This window comes from Catellatospora sp. IY07-71, assembly GCF_018326265.1.
In the GTDB taxonomy this organism is placed as follows: domain Bacteria; phylum Actinomycetota; class Actinomycetes; order Mycobacteriales; family Micromonosporaceae; genus Catellatospora.
Map to the genome: position 1 here is coordinate 7,469,258 of NZ_AP023360.1, position 18,890 is coordinate 7,488,147.

Here is an 18,890-nt window from a genome sequence, read left to right on the forward strand (position 1 = left end):
TCGGCGGCGGGGAGGCAACGCTGCGACACGCCACAAACGAGTCCGAGGGCGTCACTTTTCGGTGACCCGGTCGTTAACACGCCCCGGCTACGAGGCGAAATCCTCCGGGCGCACCTGCTCCAGGAACTCGCGGAACTTCTCGACCTCGTCCTCCTGCTCGTCCGGGATGATGATCCCGGCCTCGTCGAGGACCTTCTCGGCGCAGCGCACCGGGGCGCCCACCCGCAGCGCCAGCGCGATCGCGTCGCTGGGCCGGGCCGAGACGCGCACCGAGTCGCCGATCAGCAGGTCGGCGTAGAAGATGCTGTCCTTCAGCTCGACGATCTCCACCGCCTTGAGCGGCGCCGACAGCGCCTGCAGGAGATCCCGCAGCAGATCATGGGTGAGGGGGCGGGCGGGCTTGACGCCCTGCTGCTCGTAGGCGATCGCCGTCGCCTCCACCGCACCGATCCAGATCGGCAGGTACCGGTCGCCGTCCACCTCACGGAGCAGGACGATCGGCTGGTTGGTGGGCAGCTCGACCCTAACCCCGATCACGCTCAGCTCGCGCACCGTCTCGCCTCCGTCGCGTCCGCCTCGGCCGGTCGGCCCGCCCGACGGCCTGCCGTACCACACCGCGCCTCTCGGCCTCTTCTACTGCACGCTACACGCCTGCGCGCACCCTCGGCTCGTACGTACGCCGTCAGCCGCCGAGCGCGTCGTTGAGCCCCGACCGCAGCAGCGCCGCGTGCAGGCGCTGGGACAGCACGGTCAGCTCCCGCATCGTCTCCGCCGCGCGCGCCCGCGCCGTCGGGTCCTGCTGCCGCATCAGCGGCGCGACCAGCTGGGCGTAGAGCCCGGCCTCCCGGTCGGCGGCCACCCGGTACGCCCGCAGGTGCCGGGGCTCGACCCCGTACTCGGCGAGCTGTCCGGCGACCTCGGCCACGGCCAGCGCGTCGCCGTCGAACCACTCCCCGGCCCGCGCCGTCACCAGCCCGTGCCGCTCCAGGTCGGCCAGCAGCGCCTCACCGATCCCGGCCCGCCGGCACAGCTCCTGCCGCCGCAGGCGCTCGGCGGCCGGCTCCTCCACCGGCTCCGGCCGGTGATCGTCGCCGACGGCCACCAGGGTGGGCCGCACCTGCGCCAGGTGCGCGCCTTCGGACAACTGCTCCCGGATGACGCGCAAGGGGAGATACTGGTCACGCTGCGCGGCCAGGATGAACCTCAGCCGCGCCACGTCCTCGCGGCTGTACTTGCGGTAGCCGGACGACGTCCGCTGCGGCTCCACCAGACCCTCCGTCTCGAGGAAGCGCAGCTTCGAGATGGTGATGTCCGGGAAATCAGAACGCAGCAGCCCGAGCACTTCGCCGATGCTCATCAGCGCCTGTGCCCGTGCCGCCCCGCTCCCACCGCCGGCCGACGCCGGCACCGCAGCTGTCATGCCTCCTCGGCGCGCGGGCCGGCCACGTACAGCAGGCGGAACTTGCCGACCTGCACCTCGTCGCCGTTGTTGAGCGTCGCCGACTCGACCCGCTCCCGGTTGACGTACGTGCCGTTGAGGCTGCCCACGTCGCGCACGGTGAAGGTGGAGCCGTCGCGGTGGAACTCGGCGTGCCGGCGCGACACCGTGACATCGTCGAGGAAGATGTCACTGTCGGGGTGACGGCCACTGGTCGTCACGTCGTGATCGAGCAGGAACCGGGCACCCGCGTTGGGCCCGCGCCGCACCACCAGCAGGGCCATGCCCGGCGGCAGCTGGCCGGCGACCCGACCAGGGACGACGTCCGAGTCCGGCCCCTCCAGCGCCTCCTCCAGGTTGCCGAGATGCAGGGTCGACGTGACGTCGAGCTGGGGGAACTCGTCGTCTGGTCGCGTCATCGGACCACCTCACGGTCATATCGGCCACTATGCGTGGAACAGCTGTGGACACCGGCAGGGCGTTACTCGACGTCAGCGGCGAGCTTAGGCAGCGAGCCTAGCGACCCCGGAAATGTAGGGTCAACCGGACTCGCTGGCTCCAACCACGTCCCTGAATGAAGGTTCAGCTCTGAGTCAGTTCACGGTACGCCGCCGCGTCGAGAAGCGCATCCAGCGCAGCGGGGTCGGCGATCTCGATCTCGACCAGCCAGCCCTCGCCGTACGGGTCCGTGTTGATCAGGTCCGGCGAGTCGACGAGCGCCTCGTTGCGGGCGGTCACCGTGCCGGTGAGCGGGGCGTAGATCTCCGAGACGCTCTTGGTCGACTCGACCTCGCCGAAGGACTCGCCCGCCGACACGGCCTGGCCCGCCTCGGGCAGCTGCACGTACACGATGTCGCCGAGGGCGTCCTGCGCGAAGTGCGTGATGCCGACCCGGACCGTGCCGGCCTTCGTGGTCACCCACTCGTGCTCGGCGGTGTACTTCAGGTCCTCAGGAATCACGGTGGTTCCCCCTCGCTCAAGCCGTCGTGCGGCTCGCCCGTCAGGAGACGGGCTTGGCGTACTCCAAGGTCGGCGCATTAGGCAGCACCGTGGTGATCTCCACTGGCTGCGGCTTGCTGACGATCACGTTACCGCCGTCGCCCTCGACATCGTTAACCACCCCGCCGCGGAACTTCATCGCCACGTCGATGTTCTCCGGGCCGATGGCCGTGATGGTGTACGGGCCGGTCAGCCGGACGCCGTCCACCGCGATGCCGCCGTTCGGGGCGTCGACGAAGTGGGTCGATGCGACCACGCGCACGGAACCGCCGTTGCCGTCGACCTGCATCGCCTCGGCGCCCGCGCCCCGCAGCTCCTGGATCGCGTTGAGCAGATGCGCCGCGGTGATCGGCTTCGTGCCGTCGCTGAAGCGCAGCGTGATCCCGGTGCCGACGGCCTTCAGCGTGCCCGCCAGGATGCCCAGGTCGTCGGCGCGCTCCTGCGCCTCCTTCAGGATCTGCTCCCGGCTGGAGGCGCCCGAGGCCAGCTCGCGGCGGCTGTTCTCCAGCTCCGCGATGTCCTGCTGGAGCCGGTCCTCGCGGGCGTCGAGGTCGGCCAGGATGGTGACCAGGTCCTCCTGGCGCATGGTGGCGTACGCGTCGTCGGCCGGGTTGTTCTTGAGCTGGACCGCCAGCGTGAAGCCGAGCAGCACCAGCAGCACGCCGATGACCGCGCCCGCACCGCTCACCCGCCACCGCGAGCCGGGCGCGGCGGGCTCCGCCGGCTCGTCCGCTGCGAGCTCGTCCGTTGCCGGCTCGGCGCCGTCGTCGTCGGCGGCCTCCGGTTCGCCCACGGGCTCCGCCGCGTCCGCCGCCTCCGGCTCACGCGCCGCTTCGGGCTCGTGCGCCGCCGCGGGCTCGGCCGCGTCGCCGGGCCGCCCCAGCGGCACGGTCGGCTCGTCGGGCGCGCTGCCTGCCTTGTTCTCGTCGGTCACCACTGCACCTACGCCTTGAACAGCCGGCGGCGGATCGCCGCCACGTTGCCGAAGATCCGGACGCCGAGCACCACGACCACGCCGATGGAGAGCTGGCTGCCCACCCCCAGCTTGTCACCGAGGTAGACGATGAACGCCGCGACCAGCACGTTGGAGATGAACGAGATCACGAACTGCTTGTCGTCGAAGATCCCGTCCAGCTTGGCGCGCACCCCGCCGAAGACCGCGTCCAGCGCGGCCACCACGGCGATGGGCAGGTACGGCTGGAGCGCGTCCGGGACGGTGGGGTTGAGCACGACGCCCAGCACCACCCCGGCGATCAGCGCCAGCACTGCGATCACTTGCCACCTCCCGAGGGCGAGGTTGAGGGTGAGGGGGAGCCCGACGGCGACGGCTGCGGGACCGTGGCGTAGCGCAGCCTCGGCATGACCGCGGCGGGCAGTTCCAGGTCGTCGCGCTCGTCCACGTCGAAACGCATCTCGTACTGCTTGTCGTCGGCGTAGGCGCGGTACACGGACGCGGTCTCCGTCTCGTTGAAGCGGTCGGCCATGTCCGGCGGCCCGATCGCGGCCACCTCGTACGGGCTGATCACGTGCGCGTTGCCGACCACGATCGCCGAACCGGCGGCCCGGATCGGAGTGGCCGCGGTCAGCCGCTGCCCGTTGACCGAGATCGCCTCGGCGCCGGAGGCCCACAGCGCGTTCGTGACCAGCTGCAGGTCCACGTCGAGCACCTGGGCGAGGCGCTCGCCGGCCGCGTTCGGGCCGTCGGCCATCGTCACCACGACGCCGTCGCCAGTGACCTTGCGCATCCCGGCCGCGGCCTCCACCTCGCGCAGCTGCCCGAGGGAGCTGTCGGCGAGGGCCTCCTCGCGCAGCTCGAACACCTCGGCCTGCAGCGCCTCGGCGCGGCGGGCCAGCGCGTCGGTGTGCTCCTGCCGCTGCTGGATGTCCCGGATCAGCCCGGCGCGGGCCGTCGCACGACCCGGGGCGCGCTCCACGACCTGCAGGTACGCCACCGAGAACAGCACGCCGATGATCAGGCAGGCGACGACGGTGACGATCCGGCGCACCCGCCGCGTCCCGGCCGGCAGCGGCCCGTGCTTACGCCGGGCGGCGGCCGCGTCGGCGTACCCGGCGTCGAGCGGGTAGCGGAACAGGTCGCTGAGCATGTCGGTCTGCCACTGCCGGGGCGCGGCGGGGGCGGGCTCCGGGCCGCGCTCCTCGCGCACGGGTCCCGTGCCGCGGTCGCTCATGCCGCCGCCTGACGCGAGCGCCGCACCACCGCGGCGAACTGGGCGAGGTAGAACACGCCCGCGATCCAGTAGAGGACGATGCCCCACCAGCACAGCGCCCAGCCGCTGGCGTACGCGATGTCGTGCACCGCGCCGCTGGGCACCGCCCAGGCGAGCAGCAGGATCGGGAAGCCCATCAGCAGGATGAAGGTCGCGGTCTTGCCCAGGTAGTGCACCGGCAGGGGGCCGTAGCCGAGGCGGCGCAGCACCGGGAAGGTCAGCATCAGCAGCACGTCGCGGGCCAGCAGCGCGACCGTGAACTGCCACGGCACGATCTCGCGCAGCGTGAACGCCAGCAGCGTGGCCAGGATGTAGAGGCGGTCGGCGAACGGGTCGAGCAGCTCGCCGAGCCGGCTGACCTGCCCGAGGCGGCGGGCCAGGTATCCGTCGATCCAGTCGGTGGTGCCGCCCAGGCCCAGCACGACCACGGCCCAGCCGATCTGGTCGGCGACCAGGAACAGGTACAGGAAGACCGGCACGCCGAGCAGGCGCGCGAAGCTGATCAGGTTGGGGATGGTCAGCACGCGGTCGCGCGCCGTGGCGCCGTCCACGCGGGCATCGCCCAGCGGCTGCTGAGCCACCGAGGCCTCCCCTCCGCCTCCCACAAAAGGGACAGCCGGCGCGGGCCGGCTGTATTCACTCGAATCTCCGGACATGATCCGCCGATTCACGACCCCCAGTTGTACCACGCCCGAGCGGACGCGCCGTGCCCTGACCCGATGAGCCCGCCCGCCGCGCGACGAGGGCCGGGCACGCCCGCGATGCAGGCGTGCCCGGGACACACTGATTTGTCCGATTATATTGGCGTGCAGGTCAGCTGCGTCGGGATCGTGTTGGTGCCCGGCACGCTGCCCAGGAAGCCGGTCGACACGGACTGGCCGGGCTGCAGCACGCCGTTCCAGCTGACGTTGGTCACCGTCAGCTGTGCCCCGCTCTGCGTGTACACCCCGTTCCAGGACTGGGTGATCACCTGCCCGTTGGGGAAGGTGAGCCGCACGATCCAGCCGTTGATCGGGACCGTGCCCGTGTTGGTGACCTTCAGCTCACCCTGGAAGCCGCCGGGCCACTGGCCGACGATCGTGTACACCGCCGAGCAGGACTTGACGCCGCCGATGGACGGACTCGGCGAAGCCGACGGCGACCGGGACGGCGACGCCGAAGGACTCGGGGACGCCGAAGGACTCGGGGACGCCGAAGGACTCGGGGACGCCGACGCGGAGGCGGACGGCGACGGCGTGACCCCGCTCAGCGCGGCGGTCAGCGCCGGATACCACTTGTCCGACATCTTCTGGTCGCCCGCGGCGTTCGGGTGCACCCCGTCGTAGGTGTCGGTGCCGGTGCTGAAGCCGGACCACTGGTCCACCACCGTGATCGGCGACTGCGCGGTGGTCTTGCCCGCCGCCCAGCCGGGGATCTCGTTGTTCAGCGACACCGTGCGGGCGGCGCACTCGGCGCAGCTCGCCGGGTTCATCGGGATGATCTTCGCGACCAGGATGCGCATGCTCGGCTTGCTGGCCCGCATCTGGTCGACCAGCTTGCTGTACGCCGCGAGGATCTGCGCGTTGGAGCGGGCCGACCAGACGTCGTTCGTGCCGAAGTGCATCAGCACGACGTCGGGCAGCGTCGCCGACAGCCAGCCGACGAGCTGGTTCTGGTCGGCGACGTTGGTCACGAGGAAGCCGCCGTGACCCTCGTTCTCCCCGTCGTAGGTGAATCCGCAGCCCTGCGCGGGCAGCGTGCCGACGAAGTCGACGTTGGTGTAGCCGGTGTTCTGCAGCCGCTGCCACAGCAGCGCCCGCCAGCAGCCGGGCGAGCCGGTGATCGAGTCGCCGAGCGCCATGACGCGGGTCGGCGCGGCGGCCGCGCTGCTCACCGGAGCCGCGACGAACGCCAGCGCGGTGGCGGCTAGTACGCCCAGCAGCGCCAGCAGCGCCGCTCTCAGGGTGGGCCTGGACATGTGTAGTCCCCTCATCCGGGTGCGCGGACCGGAGTCCGTTGCCCAGGCGGAGACCGCCGCGCTGAAACGAGACGATGACGCGACGCCGGCGCTGCTCGGCGCGGCCGGCGCAAAACGGCGACGACGGCCCGGCTCCCGAAGGGCCGTCAGAGCCCGCGGTCGATATTAGACGGCGCGCGGTCAGCGCGAAACCGAGCTCACCAGCAACGCGAAGAGCAGCGCGATCGCCACGATGCCCACGCAGGCCGCGACCAGCACCAGCGAGTGCTGCGGCAGCCGCCGGACCTGCGCCGCCGCCTCGGCCCGCCGCGCCCCGGCCTGCCGCGCTCCGGGCTCCGGCCCCGCCGCAGCCGGTCCCGGCAGATACGGCGGCAGGTAGACGGTCGCCGTGAACGTCGGCGCGGCCAGCACCGACGGCGCGTCGTACACCGGCGTGAGGTGGTCCCACGCCGCCACGGCCTCCCGCTCCACCACGGACGGCGCCCAGCCGCTCGTGTCGCCGGGCTCCACCGGCTCGGCCGCGGCACCGGGATCGGCGCGCAGCCGCCGCAGCCAGTCGTCCTCGACATCGTCCTGCGGCGCGGGCGGCAGCGACGCCCGCCCCTGGTGGGACGCCCGTCCCGGCTGCGCCGGGACCGGGCGGGACACGCCGGCCGGCGCGACCGGCGTGTCCGGGGCCAGGCCGACACCGCACTGATGGCGCGGATCGGCCACCGCGTGGGCCGCCGCGGCGAGCAGCGCGTGCACCGGATCGTCCGGGTCCAGCCCGGCCGCGTCCTCGCGAGCCTCCGTCAGCAGCTCGTGCGCGTCGTTGAAGCCGCCGCAGTCACGCCACATCGCGGCCAGCCGCAGCTGCATGCGTACGCCCACCGGATGCGCCACCCCGTGCCGCTGGCGGTGCTCGTCGACGACGGTGGCCAGCCGCAGCCGCGCGGTCACGCAGTGCCCCTGCGCGTGCTCGACGGTGGCCAGGTCGGCGCGGGCGGCCCGCACCCGGTCCGAGTCCGGCCCGTCCAGCTCGGTGTACGCCGCGATCAGGTCGAGGTAGCGGGTCACCGCGCGGGCGTGCACGCCGACCCTCGCCAGCACCGCCGCCAGCAGCCCCAGCGCGTGCAGCGTGCGCCGGTCGCGCTCGCCGTGCAGGTTGCGGTACGCGGCGTACCCGTACGCGGCCCAGCCCCGGGCGGCATACGGGTCGCCCAGCCCGAGCAGCACGCCGGTCTGCAGCACGACCGCCTCGGCGGTCGCCGGGGCGGCCCGCGCCGGATCCGACGGCACCGTCGCCAGCGCGGCGGCCAGCAGCTCCTGTGCGGACGCCAGCGACCCGGCCGCGATGTGCTCGCGTGCCCGGGCGACCACGTGCTCCCCGACCGGCATCCCCGCCGGCACCCCCTCCCCGGCCAGTCCGTCCCCACCACGCCGCGCGGGGTGGACCGCCACCATGCCGCGAGAACGCCCTCCGGCGCCAGCCCCGGGCGGGCTGCGTCACAAAGCCGACCCGCCGCGGCCGACCGGCGAACGGTCAGCGGCGGCGGGCCGGGGCGAAGCTCAGACGACGGGCAGAACTCACACGACGGGCAGCGGCGAGCTCACATCCAGGATGATCTTCCACTCGCCGCGCTCCCGCACGAAGGTGAGCGCGTTGTAGAAGTGCTGCTTGAAGTTCACCGACGGGATGGCCAGGGTGAAGTCGACCACCAGCGTCGCGCCGCGGCAGCCGTCGACCACCTTCTTCACCTCCGGGAACGTCGCGGTGAAGGCGTAGGTGAACAGCCCCGTGAAGTTGGCCTGGATGGCCGCCTTGTCCTTGCGGTAGGCCCCGTTGGAGCCGATCTGCACCGCCTCGTCGTGGTAGTACGCCATGACCGCCGGCAGGTCCCTGGCCAGGAACTTCGCGTCGAAGTCGGCGACCGCGGCGTCGAAGTGCCGCTCGCATCCGCGCGCCGTGTCGCCCCGGTCCGCGCCCGCGGCGGAGGGCACCACCAGCAGCACCGCCAGGCCCAGCGCCGCCATCGCCGCTGCATACCACCTACGCACAGATCCTCCAGCAGTCCCGGTGAGCCGATCCGGCCCACATCGACAGGGATCATAAGAAGTGGATCGATGTGCCCGGTCCCCTCGATCAGCCCGAGAAACCCGGACGGTCGGCGCGCACTACGGAGCGAAAGCGTGACGCCGCCCGTACCGTCCAATGTGTATGGCATTCATCGGGGCCGCGCGGGCCGCGGTGCGGTTCTAGGATCGGCGCATGCGCCGCCCCCTGCCGAACATCAGCGACGACCGCTGGCCGGCCGACCCCGACCGGGTCGCGGTCGTGCTGCCGGGCCGCGGCTACACGCCCGCCCGGCCGCTGCTGCATCTCGCCCGCAACGTGCTGTTCGGCCACGGCTGGACGGTGCAGGAGCTCTGGTGGGAGCCGCCCGCCACCACCGACGAGGACGAGCGCGCGGCCTGGGTCGCCGCGCAGGCGACCGCGGCCGTCGAGGCCGAGACGGCGAGCCGGATCCTGCTGGTCGGCAAGTCCCTGGGCACGTACGCCGCGCCGCTGGCCGCGGCCCGCGACCTGCCCGCGATCTGGTTCACCCCGCTGCTGTTCCGTGCCGACGTCGTCGACGCGCTGGGCACGGCGAACGCGCCGACCCTGCTCGTCGGCGGCGGCGCCGACTGGAGCTGGGACCCGCGCCTGGCCGACGACCTGGGCCTGGCCTGTCTCGAACTGCCCGGCGCCGACCACGCGCTGGAGCACCCCGACGACCCGGTGCGCAGCGCCGAGAACCTGGTGCGCGTCGCCCGGCGGCTGGACGCGTTCGCGGCCGCCCTGTGAAGGCGTCGCGGCTGGTGTCGCTGCTGCTCACCCTGCAGCAGCGCCGTTCGGCACGGGCCGGGGAGCTGGCGGCGCTGTTCGAGGTGTCGGTACGCACCGTCTACCGCGACATCGCCGCGCTCCAGGCGGCCGGCGTGCCGCTGTGGACCGAGCCGGGCCGCAACGGCGGCATCCGGCTGCTGGACGGCTGGCGCACCCGGCTGGACGGCCTCACCGGCGCCGAGGCGGCCGCACTGTTCGCCGGGGCCGCCCCGGAGGCGCTGGCCGAGCTGGGGCTCGGCTCGGTGCTGCTCGCGGCCCAGGCGAAGGTGCTGGCCACGCTGCCGGAAGGGCTGCGCGACCGGGCCCGCACCATCGCCGAGCGCTTCCACCTGGACGCGCCCGGCTGGTTCCACCGCGGCGAGGAGCTGCCGCACCTGATGACCGTCGCCGAGGCGGTATGGGAGCAGCGGCGCGTCACCGTGCGCTACCGCCGCACGGACGCGACCGTGCGCCGGACGCTGGAGCCGTACGGACTGGTCCTCAAGGCGGGCGTCTGGTACCTGGTGGCCCGGGTGCCGGACGCGGACGCGGTGCGCACCTACCGGCTGGCCCGGATCACCGCGGTCGAGACCGCCGGGGACGTGTTCGACCGGCCGGCCGCGTTCCAGCTCGCGCAGTGGTGGTCGGCCTCGGCGGCCTCGTTCGACCGCACGCTCATGCGCGATCGGGTCCGGGTGCGGCTCAGCCCTCGCGGCCTGACCCGGCTGCCACACCACCTGGACCCGGCCGCGCGGGGCGAGGCGGTCCTGCACACCGGCCCGCCCGACGCGGAGGGCTGGTGCGAGGTCGAGCTGGCGGTCGAGTCGCCGCAGGTCGCGCTGGGTCAGCTGCTGCCGCTGGGCGGCGAGCTGGAGGTGCTCGCCCCGGCGCCGCTGCGGGCGGCGTTCGCCGAGGTGGGCGCCGCGATCGCGGCCCGCAACGCGATCCCGGCCGGCTGACCGCCCGGCGTGCGCGCGAGTTCGATCTCGATCAGCCGCGCCGCGTCCGCCGGGTGACGAGCAGGGCGACCAGCACATACAGCACCAGCAGGACGCCGATGGTCGAGAACGGCTCGGCCAGCGGCCAGCGCCGCCTGCCGTCGGCCGGCTGGTCCAGGCCGACACAGACCATCACCACGACCCAGACGGCGGGTGCGGCGAAGGCGTCCGGGACAGGCATTCGCAGCAGGCGGGCCAGCAGCGGCCCAGCTACGAGCACGATCACCGGGACGGCGAGCGCAGCCAGCATCAGCGGGCCGAAGCCCTGCACACAGGTGGCACCCGCGCCGCACGGCTGCGCTCGCGGCCCCGTCAGGAGCAGGTAGCCGACAAGGGCTGCGAGCCCGGCGCTCAGCACGCCGACGGCCAGCCCTCGGGCCGCCGTACCGATGGCCTCGCGGACTGTCCGACGCGGTCGCCCGACCTGGAGACTCATTCCGGGCATGGTAGGGGATCCGCGTCGGAAACATGCGCCCCCTCAGCGGTAGCCGGTGGGGTCGACAGGGCCGTCCTCGGCGGTGCCGTGCTCGGCGAAGTAGCGCCAGATGTCCGGCACCGAGCCGTCGACGTCGGTCAGCCCGTACTCCTGCGCGAGACCCGCGCTGGACAGCGAGCGGCCGGTCCACCGGCTGCGATCCGGGTCGCCCGCGAGCGCCGCCACACCCCGGCCCAGATAGGTGGGGGTCTCGGACAGGATGAAGTGCGGGGCCTTGGCCGCGCCGTCGCGCCAGTTCTGCTCGGTGATGCCGAAGTGGTCGAGCATCAGCTCCGAGCGCAGGAAACCGGGCGTGACCACCACGGCCGTGCCGCCGTGCGGCTTCAGCTCGGCGGACTGGGCCAGCGCGATCCGGGATACCGACGTCTTGGTCAGGTCGTAGAAGAAGGAATCGCGGTAGTTCCGGTTGAACTCGTCGGTGCCGTCGGTGACCTCGACGACCAGACCGCCCGGGTGGCGGACCAGCAGCGGCAGCGCGGCATGGCTGGTGATGACGTGGGTATGCAGGCCGAGCGCCAGCAGCCGCATCCCGCCCTCCAGCGAGTGCTCCCACAGCGGCTTGCCCCACTCGACGAAGCCCTCGCCGCCCCACACGTCGTTGACGAGCACGTCGAGCCGGCCCTGCTCCTCGTCGATCCGGGCGACCAGCGCGGCCACCTCGGCCGGTTCGAGATGGTCGACGCGGACCGCGATACCCGTACCGCCCGCCTCGGTGACCAGTTCGGCGGTGTCCTCGATGGTCTCCGGCCGGTTCACCTCGGACCGCTGCGCGCGAGTGGAACGGCCCGTGACGTAGACGGTGGCCCCGGCCCGGCCCAGCTCGACCGCGATGGCCCGCCCGCAACCGCGGGTCGCGCCCGCCACCAGCGCGATCTTCCCCTGGAGTGTCTGCTTCATGGCCCCATCCTCACCACAAACCCTGACACCACCCGTCAGGTTTTCTCCCACCTCACGGCAAAGATCGCCGGTTCGTGTCCAAACTTCGGCCCAGACCCCAGGTACCGACACGAACTCGCGATCAACGCTCGGGAACCGCGTGAGCCGGCTGGCGCGGGCGGCGCGGGGGCGCGGCGGGCGTGATACTCGGCCGGTGCTGATCGTCTTCTCTGGACTGCCGGGGTCGGGCAAGACCACGCTGAGCCGCCCCGTAGCCACCGCGCTGCGGGCCGTCTGGCTGCGCATCGACGCGATCGAGTCCGCGATGTGGCGCTCCGGGGTGGACGCCGAGCAGCCCACCGGCCTCGCGTCGTACGCGGTCGCGCACACCGTCGCCGACGCCCACCTGTCGATCGGCGCGACCGTCGTGATCGACGCCGTGAACGCGGTGGAGCCGCCCCGTGCCGCCTGGCGGGAGCTGGCCGCACGCCACGCCGTGCCGCAGCACGTGGTGCACGTGGTCTGCGCCGACGCGGCCGAGCACCGGCGCCGGGTCGAGCAGCGGGTGCCCGAGCCCGACCAGCTCGTTCAGCCGAGCTGGGAGGAGGTGCGCACGCGGGAGTTCGAGCCCTGGGCCGAGCCGCATCTGCTGGTCGACACCAGCACGGGCGACACGCCCGAGCGCGTGGCGCGCGTATTGGGGGCCATACGTGCGCGCGGCGCGGTCGCGTGAGCTAGCGTCGGGCCCATGCCTATTCGCACCGCTACGGCCCGCTGGCAGGGCACGCTCACCGAAGGTTCCGGCACCATCGCGACCGGCAAGGGCGGCCTCCAGGGCAACTACTCGTTCAAGTCCCGCTTCGAAGAGGGTGAGGGCACCAACCCGGAGGAGCTCATCGCGGCCGCGCACTCGGGCTGCTTCTCGATGGCCTTCTCCAAGCAGCTGACGGACGCGGGCTTCCCGCCCACCGCCGTGGTCACCAACGCCAACGTGCACCTGGACAAGACCGACGCCGGCATGACGGTGACCCGTATCGACCTCGTCACCACCGGCACCGTGCCGGGCATCGACGAGGCGGAGTTCCAGAAGCTGGCGGAGGCGGCCAAGGCCGGCTGCCCGATCTCCCGCCTGCTCTCTCCCGGCGCCGACATCACGCTCGACGCGACCCTGGCAGCGTAGCCAGACCCGCACCACCGGCCGGCCTCAGGTCCGCCGTCGAAGATCGCCGTTTCGTGTCACAAGCTGTGGCTGAGCCCCAGGTCTGGACACGAAACGGCGATCTTCCCAAGCGACGGCTAGGCTGCGCGGCGGGCCACGGTGAGCAGGTGGGAGCTGGCGCCCCAGAGGTGCGGCTCGGCCTCGACCGTGCGCAGCAGCGCCAACGCCTGCGTGCGGCGTGCTTCGTCGGCCAGGATCTCGGCCAGGTCGGGCAGCATCCACAACGGCCCCTCCACCGCCACCCGGCGCTCCAGCGTCAGGCCCGCCTCCGCGACCTCGCCCGGCAGCTCGTCGGGGTGATGGAAGTAGGCGGTGGTGAACCAGCGCTGATCCTCGTCGATATTGCGGTGCACACCCGTGCTGAGCGTGGTCTCCAGCATCCCCGCGAACGTGGGATGGCGCACGTAGCCCCGGGCGTAGCCGTCGAGCAGCGACGCGTACCGGCTGATCGTCGCGGCGATCACCAGGCCGCCCGGCCGGACGACCCGCGCAGCCTCCCGCCAGGCCGCGATCCGGTCGGCCCGCTCCACGAGGTGGTACAGCGGACCGAACAGCAGCACCGCGTCCCGGCTCGCATCCGGCTCGGCCAGCGCGCGAGCGTCGCCCACGCACGCGGTGACCCCGGGCAGCGCCGCGGCCGCCGCCACGTGCTCGGGCATCGGGTCCACCAGGTGCACCTCATGCCCGGCCGCGGCCAGCGGACCCGCGTACACGCCGGTCGCCCCGCCGACGTCGAGCACCGACAGCGGCCCGGCGGGCAGAATCCGGGTCAGCAGGTCCCAGGTGCGCAGGAACTCCCAGCGCCCGGCACCGGCGCCCAGCCGCGACGCCTCGCCACCCCGCTGGTAGTACTGCGCGATCTCAGGTTGCATGGCGCAGATCATGGTCACCCCGCCAGGAACCGGCAACCCTGATTCCGGCGGGGCGCGTCCGGTAGCGTCCCCCGGGTGATCGATCCTGGGACGGACGCGCTGGTGCCGCCGACACTGGAGGTGGTCGCCTCGATCGGCGACCTGGCCGAGGGCCGGGCCTGGCTGGAGTCGCTGCCCGCGCTGATCGCCGAGCTGCGCGACGCGTGGTCGCTGCGGCTGGGTGAGCCGTGGACAGGGGGCACCTGCTCCTGGGTGGCGCCCGCCGAGCTGCCGGACGGCAGGCACGCCGTACTGAAGATCAGCTGGCCGCACCGGGAGATGCTGGGCGAGGCCGACGCGATGCGGCTGTGGCACGGTCACGGCGCCGCCGAGCTGTACGCCCACGACCCCACCCGCCACGCGCTGCTGCTGGAGCGGGCCGAGCCCGGCACCACCCTGGCCGAGTCCGCGCTGCCCGCCGAGGAGCGCCTCACCATCGCGGCGGGCCTGCTCACCCGGCTCTGGGCGGCGCCGGTGCCGGACCCCGCGCTGTTCGAGCGGGTCGGCGACGTGACCGCCGACTGGGCGGACCTGGTCGAGGAGCGGATGGCCCGGCTGCGCCCCGGGTTCGACCCCGGGCTCGTCGCGCACGGCGCGCGGCTGCTGCGCGAGCTGCCGCGTACGGCCTCCCGCCAGGTCCTGGTGCACGGCGACGTCAACCCGGGCAACATCCTGGCCGCGCGGCGCGAGCCGTGGCTGGTCATCGACGCGAAGCCGATGTACGGCGACCCGGGCTACGACCCGTGGCCGCTGCTGGAGCAGGTGGACGACCCGTTCGCGTACACCGACGCCGTGTCGGTGCTGCGGCGGCGTGTGACCCTGGTGGGCGAGGCACTCGGGGAGGAGCCGTCCCGCCTGGCCGCATGGGCCGCGGCCCGCCGTATCGAGGCGGCCCTGTGGTGGGTCTCCCGCGGCAACCCGCCTGACCAGGACGCCATCGCCCAGGCCACCGCCTTCGCCACCGTCGCCGGCCTGTGACGCCTGATCAGGAGGTCTCTGAGATCCGCTGTTGCTTCAGCTGTGGCACCAGGCGGGCCGCGGTCTGATAGTCGGCGTCTTCGTGCAGCACGGTCAGCTTCAGCCGGATCGCGGTCGCGGCGACGAGATACTCGGCGACGGACAGCCCCTGATGAGCGCTGTGCTTGGCCAGCTCCCGGCGGATCGAGGTGACGATGTCCCAGACGTCATCGGGGACGGGAACCCACGGGTAGGCCGCACGTAGGCCATCCTCAACGCGCCCGTATGCCTTGGCGTCCGCGATGGTCAGGGTCTCCGTCAGCACGGGGTCGCAGATGGCGACGAGACCTCTGGCGACCTGCCCATTCCAGTGCTCGTCGGCCTGCTTACGCAGGATGCGCACGAGTGCACTGGTATCGATCAGGTACTTCACCGGTCGAGTTCTTCCAGCCGGTCGAAGTCGAAGCCGCCTTCCGCGGCGACCGCCTGCAGATCAGCCAGTGCGCGCTCGCGCCGAGCACGGCTCTCCTCGACCGCGAAACGCAGTGCCGTGTTCACGGTGTCCTTCTTCGTGGATGTGCCGAGCGCGACCGTCGCCTCTTCCAGGAGATCGTCGTCGACATCCAGCAATGTCTTCGCCATGCGCAGCCTCCGCCGACATTAGATATCCAAGCCTATCGAGTATATCGAGCCCAAAGCAAGCTATGCGGACTCGAGGAAGGCGCCAGCGGCGCGGGCGGCTCGCTCCGGGTCGCCAGCGCGGATGGCTTCGACGAGGTCGTCGTGGTCGACGTACTTGTCGGGTGTGAGGGTCTCGCCGATCTGCTGGCTGAGGCTGGCCCGCATGGCGCCGCCGAAGGAGGCGTAGAGCTCGGCGAGCATGGCGTTGTGCGCGGCGGCGACGATCGCCACGTGCAGGTCGGCGTCGGCGGCGACGAACGCGGCCGCGTCCCCGGCGCGCCAGGTCCCCTCACGCCGGGCCAGCAGCTGGTCGAGGGTTGCCAGGTCGGCCGGGGTACGCCGGACCGCGGCCAGCCGGGCGGCCTCGACCTCGAAGGCGCGGCGGACCTCGACGGCCTCGGCGATCTCGGCGGCGGCCAGGCGCCGGGCGACGACGCCGGTCAGCTCGTGAGCGGCGGTGACGTAGGTGCCGGAGCCCTGGCGGCACTCCAGCACGCCCGCGTGGACCAGGGCGCGCACCGCCTCGCGGACGGTGTTGCGGCCTACGCCGAGGGCCGCGACGAGATCGGGTTCGGTGGGGATGCGGCTGCCCACCGGCCATTCGCCGGTGGCGATCTGCGTACGCAGCTGCTCGATCACCTGCGGAACGAGGCCCTGCCGCGACGGGGTGCGCAGTGTCATTGCTTACATCTCCGGTCCGAAATTCATCCCATGATTCTACGATTGGAGGTATGCCGCCGCCAGTCGCCGCCGCCGAGGCACCACCGATCGTGTCGAAGATGATCGCACCCCGTGCCGCCGATACAGAAGCTGCGGTGCCCGCCCGCCGCACAACCGTGCTGATCATGGCGGGGATCCTGCTCGTCGCGCTCAATCTGCGCGCCGCCATCACCAGCCTCGGCGCGCTGCTGGACGAGGTGAGCACCGGGCTGCACCTGTCCGGCACCGTCGCCGGGCTGGTGACCACGCTGCCCGCGCTCGCGTTCGCCGCGTTCGGCGCGGCCACCCCCTGGCTCACCCGGCGGCTGCCCGCCGCCCGCATCCTGGTCGGCGCGATGGCGCTGCTCGCCGTCGGGCAGCTGCTGCGCGCGCTGAGCGGCTCGGCGTGGACGTTCCTGCTCACCAGCGCGATCGCGCTGGCCGGCATCGCCATCGCCAACGTACTGCTGCCGGTGCTGGTCAAGGAGCACTTCCCGCACCGGCCGGGCCTGATGACCGGCGTCTACAGCATGACCCTGATCCTCGGCACCACCACCGCCTCGGCGGCCTCCGTGCCGGTCGCGCACGCCTTCGGCGACTGGCGCGCCGGGCTCGGCGTGTGGGGGCTGCTGGCGGCGGTGGCGGTGCTGCCGTGGCTGGGTTCGGCGCTGCGGCGTACGCCCGCCTCCGCGCGGGCCGCGGCGGCGGCGCCCCGTGTGCGGGCCGGGCGCACCCGGCTGGGCTGGGCGATGGCGATCTACTTCGGCGCGCAGTCGCTGTCCGGGTACGCCACCATGGGCTGGCTGGCGCAGATGTTCCGGGACGCGGCGTTCACGCCCACCGACGCCGGGCTGCTGCTGGCCGGGGTGACCGCGGTCGGCGTGCCGTTCGCGCTGCTCATGCCGACGCTGGCCGGGAAGCTCCGGGACCTGCGCCCGCTCGTGTTGCTCATGTCCGCCGCGATGATCGCCTCGTACCTCGGCCTGGCGCTGGCCCCGCACGGCGGCGCGCTGGCCTGGGTCGCCCTGCTGGCGCTCGGCCAGGCGGCGTTCCCCCTCGCCCTGGCCATGATCGGGATGCGCGCCCGGACCGGCGAGGGCGTGGTGGCGCTGTCGGCGTTCGCGCAGAGCACCGGTTACCTGATCGCCGCGCTCGGGCCGCTGCTGGTCGGCATCCTCTACGAGGCGACCGGCGGCTGGACGCTGCCGCTCGGCTTTCTGATCGCCGCCGCCGTGGTGCAGGCGTTCTCCGGCCTTGCCGCCGCCCGCCCGCGCTTCGTCGAGGACGAGCTGGCGGCCCCCGCCATGACGGCGGTCACAAACCCGCCTTCGCGTCCGCGCGAAGTGGTTGGGTAAGGACCGTGACCGCCGCGCCACCTCACCGCCGTATCACCCTGATCCTGGTCCTGGGCAGCATGTCCGCCTTCGGCGCGCTGTCGTTCGACATGTACCTGCCGGCCTTCCCCACGATCGCCGCCGATCTGCGCGTCTCCCCCGCGGCCGTGCAGCTCACCCTCACCGTCGCGCTGATCGGCATCGCACTCGGCCAGTTCGTGATGGGACCGCTGTCGGACCGGTGGGGCCGGCGCCGGCCGATCATCGCGGGCACGGTGCTGTTCGCCGTCTCCTCGGCGCTGATCACGATCGCCCCGAACATCGAGGTCATGACCGCGCTGCGCCTGGTGCAGGGCTTCGCGGGCGGCATCGGCATCGCGCTGTCCCGGGCCGTGGTGCGCGACCTCTACTCCGGTGCCGAGGCGTCGCGCTTCTTCTCCCGGCTCACCCTGGTGTTCGGCGTGGCACCGGTGGTCGCGCCCACCATCGGCGCGCTGGTGCTGAAGTTCACCAGCTGGCGCGGCGTGTTCGCGCTGCTCGCCGCGTACGGCCTGATCATGGTCCTGGTGGGCTGGCGCTTCCTGCCCGAGACGCTGCCCGCCGAGCGCCGCCGCACCGGCGGGCTGGCCGAGGTCGGCCGCGGCTTCCGGGTGCTGGCGGGCGACCGGCGCTTCTGGGGCTACACCGCGGCGCAGGGCCTGACCTTCGCCGGGCTCTTCTCCTACCTGTCCAGCGGCTCGTTCGTGCTGCAGGAGGTGTACGGCGTCTCCGCGCAGGCGTACGGGCTGATCTTCGGCCTGAACGCGCTGGGCCTGGTCGCCGTCGGGCAGCTCAACGCGCGGCTGGTGGGCCGCCGCAGCACCCCGCGCACGCTGCTGTTCGCGGCGCTGATCGGCGCGGTCGCGGCCGGCGTGCTCATGATCGGCGGCGCGGAGCTGCAGAGCCTCACCATCGTGGTCGCGATGCTGTTCGTCTACATCGCCAGCCTCGGCATGGTCGCGCCGAACAGCACCGCGCTGGCGCTGGACGGCCACGCCCAGATGGCCGGCACGGCGGCCGCGCTGATGGGCGCGGTGCAGTCGGGCATCGGCGCGGTCGCCGGGCCGATCGTGGCCGCGCTGGGCGCGTCCAGCGGGGTGCCGATGGCCGCGGCCATGTTCGGCTTCGCCGCGCTGTCCATCCTCACCGCCACCGTGCTCACCCGTCCGGGCCAGCCGAAACTCGCTTGATCGCAGGTGCGGGGGCGTGCTGC

At 72.9% G+C, this 18,890-nt stretch carries 24 protein-coding genes; 7 read left to right on the forward strand and 17 right to left on the reverse strand.

Going from position 1 to position 18,890, the window contains the following annotated elements:
• Window positions 1-87 precede the first annotated feature (87 nt).
• The 11 genes from CS0771_RS33355 to CS0771_RS33405 form a co-directional block, all read right to left on the reverse strand.
• The gene (locus tag CS0771_RS33355) at window positions 88-552 is read right to left on the reverse strand and encodes a bifunctional nuclease family protein (RefSeq protein ID WP_203756862.1); all 465 of its coding nucleotides are present in this window, start codon (window positions 550-552) and stop codon (window positions 88-90) included.
• Window positions 553-682: 130 nt separating this feature from the next.
• Window positions 683-1,357, reverse strand: a complete 675-nt coding sequence (locus CS0771_RS33360) for a MerR family transcriptional regulator (protein ID WP_212846183.1) — start codon at window positions 1,355-1,357, stop codon at window positions 683-685.
• A gap of 59 nt (window positions 1,358-1,416) precedes the next feature.
• Complete coding sequence (locus tag CS0771_RS33365; protein WP_203756860.1) at window positions 1,417-1,857, reverse strand: FHA domain-containing protein; 441 nt, start codon at window positions 1,855-1,857, stop codon at window positions 1,417-1,419.
• A gap of 163 nt (window positions 1,858-2,020) precedes the next feature.
• Complete coding sequence (gene gcvH / locus CS0771_RS33370; protein ID WP_212844706.1) at window positions 2,021-2,398, reverse strand: glycine cleavage system protein GcvH; 378 nt, start codon at window positions 2,396-2,398, stop codon at window positions 2,021-2,023.
• A gap of 40 nt (window positions 2,399-2,438) precedes the next feature.
• Window positions 2,439-3,371 (reverse strand): DUF881 domain-containing protein, encoded by a 933-nt coding sequence (locus CS0771_RS33375; protein ID WP_244871186.1) that lies wholly within the window; start codon window positions 3,369-3,371, stop codon window positions 2,439-2,441.
• A gap of 8 nt (window positions 3,372-3,379) precedes the next feature.
• Window positions 3,380-3,712: a small basic family protein gene (locus CS0771_RS33380; protein WP_212844708.1), complete on the reverse strand. Its 333-nt coding sequence runs from the start codon at window positions 3,710-3,712 to the stop codon at window positions 3,380-3,382.
• Entirely contained in the window at window positions 3,709-4,626 is a 918-nt protein-coding gene (locus CS0771_RS33385; RefSeq protein WP_212844709.1) for a DUF881 domain-containing protein, read from the reverse strand. The genes CS0771_RS33380 and CS0771_RS33385 overlap by 4 nt, the downstream gene beginning before the upstream one ends.
• Window positions 4,623-5,246, reverse strand: a complete 624-nt coding sequence (locus tag CS0771_RS33390) for a CDP-alcohol phosphatidyltransferase family protein (protein ID WP_239126299.1) — start codon at window positions 5,244-5,246, stop codon at window positions 4,623-4,625. The genes CS0771_RS33385 and CS0771_RS33390 overlap by 4 nt, the downstream gene beginning before the upstream one ends.
• 215 nt (window positions 5,247-5,461) lie before the next feature.
• Window positions 5,462-6,622, reverse strand: a complete 1,161-nt coding sequence (locus CS0771_RS33395) for a cellulose binding domain-containing protein (RefSeq protein ID WP_212844710.1) — start codon at window positions 6,620-6,622, stop codon at window positions 5,462-5,464.
• A 180-nt stretch (window positions 6,623-6,802) separates the two neighbouring features.
• The gene (locus CS0771_RS33400) at window positions 6,803-7,999 is read right to left on the reverse strand and encodes a hypothetical protein (RefSeq protein WP_212844711.1); all 1,197 of its coding nucleotides are present in this window, start codon (window positions 7,997-7,999) and stop codon (window positions 6,803-6,805) included.
• A 189-nt stretch (window positions 8,000-8,188) separates the two neighbouring features.
• Window positions 8,189-8,659 carry a DUF4440 domain-containing protein gene (locus tag CS0771_RS33405; RefSeq protein WP_212844712.1) on the reverse strand — a complete coding sequence of 157 codons (471 nt, stop codon included), beginning with the start codon at window positions 8,657-8,659 and terminating at the stop codon, window positions 8,189-8,191.
• Between the two features lie 211 nt (window positions 8,660-8,870).
• Here CS0771_RS33405 and CS0771_RS33410 point away from each other — a divergent pair, with 211 nt between their 5' ends.
• Together CS0771_RS33410 and CS0771_RS33415 are read left to right on the forward strand one after the other, a co-directional pair.
• A complete protein-coding gene (locus tag CS0771_RS33410; protein ID WP_212844713.1) occupies window positions 8,871-9,446 on the forward strand; it encodes an alpha/beta hydrolase in 576 nt (191 codons plus the stop codon).
• A complete protein-coding gene (locus tag CS0771_RS33415; protein WP_212844714.1) occupies window positions 9,443-10,426 on the forward strand; it encodes a YafY family protein in 984 nt (327 codons plus the stop codon). Before CS0771_RS33410 ends, CS0771_RS33415 begins: the two co-directional genes overlap by 4 nt.
• Before the next feature lie 31 nt (window positions 10,427-10,457).
• Here CS0771_RS33415 and CS0771_RS33420 read toward each other — a convergent pair whose 3' ends face one another.
• Both CS0771_RS33420 and CS0771_RS33425 read right to left on the reverse strand, forming a co-directional pair.
• Window positions 10,458-10,901, reverse strand: a complete 444-nt coding sequence (locus CS0771_RS33420) for a hypothetical protein (RefSeq protein ID WP_212844715.1) — start codon at window positions 10,899-10,901, stop codon at window positions 10,458-10,460.
• Between the two features lie 42 nt (window positions 10,902-10,943).
• Complete coding sequence (locus CS0771_RS33425; RefSeq protein WP_212844716.1) at window positions 10,944-11,858, reverse strand: SDR family oxidoreductase; 915 nt, start codon at window positions 11,856-11,858, stop codon at window positions 10,944-10,946.
• Between the two features lie 193 nt (window positions 11,859-12,051).
• Here CS0771_RS33425 and CS0771_RS33430 point away from each other — a divergent pair, with 193 nt between their 5' ends.
• On the forward strand, window positions 12,052-12,570 hold the full coding sequence (locus CS0771_RS33430) for an AAA family ATPase (RefSeq protein WP_212844717.1): 519 nt from the start codon (window positions 12,052-12,054) through the stop codon (window positions 12,568-12,570).
• Window positions 12,571-12,585: 15 nt separating this feature from the next.
• Entirely contained in the window at window positions 12,586-13,017 is a 432-nt protein-coding gene (locus CS0771_RS33435) for an OsmC family protein (RefSeq protein WP_203756824.1), read from the forward strand.
• A 116-nt stretch (window positions 13,018-13,133) separates the two neighbouring features.
• Here CS0771_RS33435 and CS0771_RS33440 read toward each other — a convergent pair whose 3' ends face one another.
• Window positions 13,134-13,928 (reverse strand): bifunctional 2-polyprenyl-6-hydroxyphenol methylase/3-demethylubiquinol 3-O-methyltransferase UbiG, encoded by a 795-nt coding sequence (locus CS0771_RS33440; RefSeq protein WP_212844718.1) that lies wholly within the window; start codon window positions 13,926-13,928, stop codon window positions 13,134-13,136.
• A 75-nt stretch (window positions 13,929-14,003) separates the two neighbouring features.
• Here CS0771_RS33440 and CS0771_RS33445 point away from each other — a divergent pair, with 75 nt between their 5' ends.
• Window positions 14,004-14,945 (forward strand): aminoglycoside phosphotransferase family protein, encoded by a 942-nt coding sequence (locus tag CS0771_RS33445; protein ID WP_212844719.1) that lies wholly within the window; start codon window positions 14,004-14,006, stop codon window positions 14,943-14,945.
• Window positions 14,946-14,952: 7 nt separating this feature from the next.
• On the opposite strand, the gene CS0771_RS33450 is transcribed toward CS0771_RS33445, so the two are convergent.
• Genes CS0771_RS33450 through CS0771_RS33460 form a run of 3 tightly spaced genes read right to left on the reverse strand, consistent with a single transcriptional unit; the run spans window position 14,953 to window position 16,286 of the window.
• Entirely contained in the window at window positions 14,953-15,357 is a 405-nt protein-coding gene (locus CS0771_RS33450) for a PIN domain-containing protein (protein WP_212844720.1), read from the reverse strand.
• Window positions 15,354-15,566, reverse strand: a complete 213-nt coding sequence (locus CS0771_RS33455; protein WP_212844721.1) for a type II toxin-antitoxin system VapB family antitoxin — start codon at window positions 15,564-15,566, stop codon at window positions 15,354-15,356. The genes CS0771_RS33450 and CS0771_RS33455 overlap by 4 nt, the downstream gene beginning before the upstream one ends.
• Before the next feature lie 60 nt (window positions 15,567-15,626).
• Window positions 15,627-16,286 (reverse strand): FadR/GntR family transcriptional regulator, encoded by a 660-nt coding sequence (locus CS0771_RS33460; protein WP_212844722.1) that lies wholly within the window; start codon window positions 16,284-16,286, stop codon window positions 15,627-15,629.
• A 98-nt stretch (window positions 16,287-16,384) separates the two neighbouring features.
• On the opposite strand from CS0771_RS33460, the gene CS0771_RS33465 reads away from it, so the two are divergent.
• Window positions 16,385-17,659: an MFS transporter gene (locus CS0771_RS33465; RefSeq protein ID WP_244871435.1), complete on the forward strand. Its 1,275-nt coding sequence runs from the start codon at window positions 16,385-16,387 to the stop codon at window positions 17,657-17,659.
• Window positions 17,660-17,664: 5 nt separating this feature from the next.
• Window positions 17,665-18,867, forward strand: a complete 1,203-nt coding sequence (locus CS0771_RS33470) for a Bcr/CflA family multidrug efflux MFS transporter (protein ID WP_212844724.1) — start codon at window positions 17,665-17,667, stop codon at window positions 18,865-18,867.
• The last annotated feature ends 23 nt before the right edge of the window (window positions 18,868-18,890 follow it).